Genomic DNA, 6,059 nt, shown 5'->3' on the forward strand with positions numbered 1-6,059 from the left:
CAGCGGGCGTTCCGCGCCGGACGAGGCGACGCGGGTGCCGTTCACGTTAGCCTGCGGCATGCGCTTCTCCTCGCCCGTGGTGATCGGACGTGACGCCGAAATCCGCGCCGTCGACGCTCGGCTGACGGCGACCCGGGCCTCGTCCGGCGGCACGATCTTCCTGATCGGCGAGGCGGGGATCGGCAAGACCCGACTCGCGGAACACTGCGCGCACGCGGCGGCGGAGGCCGGCATGGAGCTGCTACGGGGCCGTAGCAGCTCCACCGGCCCCATCGTCCCGTTCCGCCCGCTGACCGAGGCGATCTTCTCGCTGTCGCGTACGGGCCGGCTGCCGGACAACACCGAGCTGGCGCCCTACCGCCCGGCCCTCGCCCGGCTCGTCCCCGAGTGGCGGGACCCCGCGGTGCCGGAACGGGTGTCCTCGATCGTCGAGCTGGCCGAGGCGGTCCTGCGGCTCGTCACCGCCGTGGCCGGGGGCCGGGGCTGCGTCCTCATCCTCGAGGACATCCACGACGCCGACGCCGAGACCCACGCCGTCCTGGAGTACCTGGTCGACAACCTCGCCGACCTGCCCATCCTGCTGGTGGCCACCATGCGGCCGGGCAGCGGCCCCGCGACCGAGCTGGCCTGGGCCGCGGCCGTGCGTCGCTCCGCGACCGTCGTCGAACTCCGCCCCCTGGCCGACCAGGAGGTCCACGAACTCGCCGCCGCCTGCCTCAACACCGACGCCCTGCCCGCCGAACTGACCGACCGGCTGGTACGCGACAGCGAAGGCAACCCGTTCGTCGCCGAGGAACTGCTCAACAGCATGATCGGCGCGCGCGCACTGGTCCGCGACGGCGACGGCTGGCGGTTCACCGACGACCCGGCCATCGCGTTGCCGAACACCGTCACGCTCAGCGTGACCCGCCGGCTGGCCGGCCTCGATCCGCAGGCGCGGACACTGCTGCACACCGCCGCGGTGCTGGGCCGGCGCTTCCCCGTGGCCGCGCTGCGGGCGGCGACCGGTCTCGAGGAGCGGGCCATGCTGAGCCATCTGCGTTCCGGCGTGGACGTCGAGGTCGTCATGCCCGACCGGTCGACGCCCGACTGGTACTCCTTCCGCCACGCGCTGACCGCCGACGCGATCCTGGCCACGCTCACCCCCGCCGAACGGTCCGCGCTGGCCAAACGCGCCGCCGACGCGCTGGAGTCGGCGTACGCCGGGCTGCCCGGACACTGGTGCCAGCTCGCGGCCGAACTCAGGCAGACCGCCGGGGACAACCACGCCGCGGGTCTGTTGTTCGCGGAGGCGGGCCGGCGGGCACTCGGCGACGGCGCCACCACCTCGGCCGTCACCCTGCTCGACCGCGCGTACCAGCTGATGTCCGACCCGCCCGACCCCGAGGCGCGCGCCGGCATCCTCGAGTCGCTGCTCAACGCCCTGGCCGAAGCCGGCCACGCGAACCGGGCGTTCGCCCTGGTCGACGACGCGACCTGGGTGAACGCCGTAACCCTCGGCGTCGAGCAGCACGTCAGCATCCGGACCCGGCTCGCCTGGGTCGCGGTCACGACCGGGCGGTGGTCCGACGGCGCGTCCCAGGTGCGCATCGCCCGGGCGGTCCTCGGCAGCAGCCCGCCGCCGGGGCCGGCGGCCCGGGTGGACGTGGTCGAGGCGCACCTGATCTTCGGCGACGGCGACGGCTGCGGCCGGACCACTCAGGCCGAGCAGCTCGTCCTCCAGGCCCTGGCGGTGGCCGAACGGGTGCCGATGGCGGAGACGGCGTGCCAGGCGCTGCAACTCCTGGCCATGATCGCCCGGAGCCGGAGCTTCGACGAGGCGGAGTCCTACCTGACCAGGATGCTGGCGATAGCGGAGGAACACCGCCTGCCCCTGTGGCGCATCAACGCGCTGTTCCGGCTCGGGGTCAACCAGAGCATGCGCACCGGCGAGCAGACGCTGCTGCGCCAGGCGGAGCAGGCCGCGCAGCTGTCCGGCGCCATCATGATCGGGCAGAGCATCGAGGGCGTGTACGCGATCCGGGCCGTGATGCAGGGCGACTACCCGACGGGGGACGAGCTCGCCGCCCGGTGCGCCGCGGCGACCGCCCGGCTGCGCAACATCGACGACCAGCAGTTCGCGCTGGTGACGGCCGCCGCCTCCGCCGCCCACCGGGGACGACGGCGACTGATGGAGCAGCGGCTGGAGGAGTTCCGGGCGGTCGGTGGGGGAGAGTCCGGGCACGTCCCGCTCGCCTACGGCTTCTGCGAAGCCGTCTGCGCACTGCTGGAGGAGGACCGGCCGGCGGCGATCCGGGCCCTCGACCTGGCCCGCGCGTGGGAGGACGACCACCCGAACACCTACTACATGACGGGCCGCTTCGGACTGCGACCGCTGCTCGACGCGCTGGCCGGGTCGCTGGACCGCACCGGCATGGAGGCGGTGGCGCTGGCCCCGGGCGCGACCCTGCGCTGGAACCGGCAGTTCCTGCACCTGGCGAAGGCGGTGGTGTACGGGCGCGCGGGGCAGCGCGAGCGGGCCGCCACGGAGGTCGCGCTCGCCCTGGAGGCTGCGGCGCCGTACCGCATGTCGTACCACCTGGGGTTGCGTCTGGTCGCCGAGGCCGCGCTCGCCGACGGGTGGGGCGAGCCCGTCGCCTGGCTGAGGGCGGCTGAGGACCACTTCCACAACGTCGACGCGCCGGTGATCGCCGGGGCGTGCCGGGGCCTGCTCCGTCAGGCCGGCGCGTCGCTCGGGCAGCGGCGCTCCGGTCACGACCGCATCCCGGCCCGGCTGCGCGCCGTCGGGGTGACCGTCCGCGAGCACGAGGTGCTCGTGCTGCTCGCGAAGGGCCACGACAACCAGGATCTGGCTTCGCTGCTGCACCTCTCGCCGCGTACGGTCGAGAAGCACGTCGCCAGCCTCCTGCTCAAGACCGGGCACGCGAACCGCAGGACGCTGCGCGACAACGTGGACGAGCTGCTGGGGCCCGACAGCCGCTCCGGGAGCCGGCGGTGAACGGCGCCGACCGCCCGCCGGGAGGCCGGGACCGTGCCGGTCGAAGGTGCGCGGGTTGAACCCGGGAAAAACTTGATCCGTTCCAAAATACTGGACTATGTTCGACACGTGACGCCCGACTTCGAGACCCAGCTGCGGGCGGTCTCGTTGCGCGTGACGCGGCCCCGGTTGGCGGTGCTCAGAGCGCTGCGCGACCACCCGCACGTCGACACCGACACGGTGATCGCCCTGGTGCGGGCGGACCAGCCAACGGTCTCCCACCAGGCGGTCTACGACGTGCTGCGCGCGCTCACCGACGCCGGCCTGGTGCGGCGCATCCAGCCCGCCGGGGCGACCGCCCGCTACGAGTCCCGGGTGGGCGACAACCACCACCATGTCGTGTGCCGCTCCTGCGGCGCGATCGCCGACGTCGAGTGCGCCGTCGGCCATGCACCCTGTCTCACCGCCTCCGACGACCGTGGCTTCGTGGTCGACGAGGCGGAGGTCGTCTACTGGGGCACCTGCCCCGAGTGCGCGACCGAACGCACCGTTCAGTGAACCGCCAGTCCGGAAGGAAGCAGATGAGCGACACCCAGGACAATGGCCCCGTCAGCGCGCAGGGCGTGGACAAGAAGGAGGCGGCCGGTTGCCCGGTCGCGCACGACTCCGTGACCGCGCACGGCAGCGAGAGCGAGAACCCGGCGATCGACTCGCCGACGCCGAAGACCGGAGGCCGTCCGCGCACCAACCGGGACTGGTGGCCCAACCAGCTCGACCTCTCGGTGCTGCACGCCCACTCGTCCAAGGGCAACCCGCTGGGGGAGGACTTCAGCTACGCCAGGGAGTTCGCCAAGCTCGACGTCGAGGCCCTCAAGCAGGACATCGTCAAGGTCCTCACCACCTCGCAGGACTGGTGGCCGGCCGACTTCGGCCACTACGGCGGCCTGATGATCCGGATGAGCTGGCACGCCGCGGGCACCTACCGCATCCACGACGGTCGTGGCGGCGCCGGCGACGGCGGCCAGCGGTTCGCCCCGCTCAACAGCTGGCCGGACAACGCCAACCTCGACAAGGCCCGCCGGCTGCTGTGGCCGGTGAAGCAGAAGTACGGCCAGAAGATCTCGTGGGCCGACCTGCTCGTGCTCGCCGGCAACGTGTCGCTGGAGTCGATGGGCTTCAAGACCTTCGGCTTCGCCTTCGGTCGGGAGGACGTCTGGGAGCCCGAGGAGATCTTCTGGGGCCCGGAGGACACCTGGCTCGGCGACGAGCGCTACGTCTCCGAGAAGGAGATGTCGCCGGAGGTCGGGGCGACCGAGATGGGCCTGATCTACGTCAACCCGGAGGGCCCGAACGGCAACGCGGACCCGCTCGCCGCGGCGCACTTCATCCGCGAGACCTTCGCCCGGATGGCGATGAACGACGAGGAGACCGTCGCCCTCATCGCCGGCGGGCACACCTTCGGCAAGACCCACGGCGCCGGCATCGCCGACGACCACGTGGGCCCCGAGCCCGAGGGCGCCCCGCTGGAGGCGCAGGGCCTCGGCTGGCTGAGCACCTACGGCAGCGGCAAGGGCGGCGACACGATCACCAGCGGTCTCGAGGTGACGTGGACCGACGTGCCGACGCAGTGGAGCAACCGCTTCTTCGAGATCCTCTTCGGCTACGAGTGGGAGCTGACCACGAGCCCCGGCGGCGCGAAGCAGTGGGTCGCCAAGGACGCCGAGGCGATCATCCCGGACGCCCACGACCCGTCGAAGAAGCACAAGCCGACGATGCTCACGACGGACCTGTCGCTGCGCGTCGACCCGGCGTACGAGAAGATCTCGCGCCGTTTCCTGGAGAACCCCGACGAGTTCGCGCTGGCGTTCGCCAAGGCCTGGTACAAGCTGCTGCACCGCGACATGGGGCCGGTCGAGCGCTTCCTCGGGCCGTGGGTCCCGGAAGCCCAGCTGTGGCAGGACCCGGTGCCGGCCGTCGACCACGAGCTCGTGGGCGACGCCGACGTCGCCGCGCTCAAGGCGAAGGTCCTCCAGTCCGGCCTGACGACCGCGCAGCTGGTCTCCACCGCCTGGGCGTCGGCCGCCAGTTTCCGGTCCACCGACAAGCGCGGCGGCGCCAACGGCGCGCGGATCCGTCTCGAACCGCAGCGCGGCTGGGAGGTCAACCAGCCCGAGCAGCTCGCGACGGTCCTGGAGGCCCTCGAAGGCATCCGGCAGGAGTTCAACTCCGCCGGCGGCGCGAAGATCTCGCTCGCGGACCTGATCGTGCTGGCCGGCTCGGCGGCCGTCGAGAAGGCGGCGCGCGACGCCGGCGTCGAGGTGACCGTGCCGTTCCGGCCGGGCCGCACCGACGCCACCCAGGAGCAGACCGACGTCGAGTCCTTCCGGGTGCTCGAGCCGCGCGCCGACGGGTTCCGCAACTACCTGCGTGCCGGCGAGAAGACCCAGCCGGAGGTGCTGCTCCTCGACCGCGCCTACATGCTCAACCTGACCGCGCCCGAGATGACCGTCCTCGTCGGCGGCCTGCGCTCCCTCGGGGCCAACGCCGGCGGCACTCGGCACGGCGTCCTCACCGACCGGCCCGGCGTGCTCACCAACGACTTCTTCGCCAACCTGCTCTCCCCGGGCACCCGGTGGAAGGCGTCGGAGTCCGCCGAGCACGTCTACGAGATCCGGGATCTGGCCAGCGACGAGGTGAAGTGGACCGCCACCGCGGTCGACCTCATCTTCGGCTCCAACTCCCAGCTGCGGGCCCTCGCCGAGGTCTACGCCAGCCAGGACGCGCGCGACAAGTTCGTCACCGACTTCGTCGCGGCCTGGACCAAGGTCATGGAACTCGACCGGTTCGACCTCGCCTGACCCGGCTCCGGACGAGCCCCGGTCGATCGCTGGTGGATCGACCGGGGCTCGTCCGTCGTCGGGTCCGGTGACCGGGCGGGCGTCGCCGGTGGTTCCTGTCCCGTCGACGGCGGAGGCCGGGCGGCCCCCAGGGCCTGTTTCATAAGAACTGGCCGGCCTGCGGCGGGCCCGGACGACGACCGGCGGCGTTGCGGTTTCGTCCGGATACAACACCGGTATCCGGA

Annotated in this window: 3 protein-coding genes; all 3 read left to right on the plus strand. The window is 72.4% G+C overall.

Annotation, left to right across the window (positions count from 1 at the left end; translation table 11 throughout):
- The first annotated feature begins 34 nt into the window (after positions 1-34).
- Entirely contained in the window at positions 35-2,998 is a 2,964-nt protein-coding gene (locus ACGFNF_RS21660) for an ATP-binding protein (RefSeq protein ID WP_393170203.1), read from the plus strand.
- A 108-nt stretch (positions 2,999-3,106) separates the two neighbouring features.
- Positions 3,107-3,535 carry a Fur family transcriptional regulator gene (locus ACGFNF_RS21665; protein WP_311410343.1) on the plus strand — a complete coding sequence of 143 codons (429 nt, stop codon included), beginning with the start codon at positions 3,107-3,109 and terminating at the stop codon, positions 3,533-3,535.
- A 23-nt stretch (positions 3,536-3,558) separates the two neighbouring features.
- Positions 3,559-5,835, plus strand: a complete 2,277-nt coding sequence (katG, locus tag ACGFNF_RS21670; RefSeq protein ID WP_357577272.1) for a catalase/peroxidase HPI — start codon at positions 3,559-3,561, stop codon at positions 5,833-5,835.
- The last annotated feature ends 224 nt before the right edge of the window (positions 5,836-6,059 follow it).

It is taken from the genome of Micromonospora sp. NPDC048868 (genome assembly GCF_043198195.1).
Taxonomy (GTDB): Bacteria; Actinomycetota; Actinomycetes; order Mycobacteriales; family Micromonosporaceae; genus Micromonospora; species Micromonospora reichwaldensis.

Coding starts and splice junctions, on each gene's coding strand:
- katG (WP_357577272.1), top strand. CDS start 3,559: ATGAGCGACACCCAGGACAATGGCCCCGTCAGCGCGCAGGGCGTGGAC.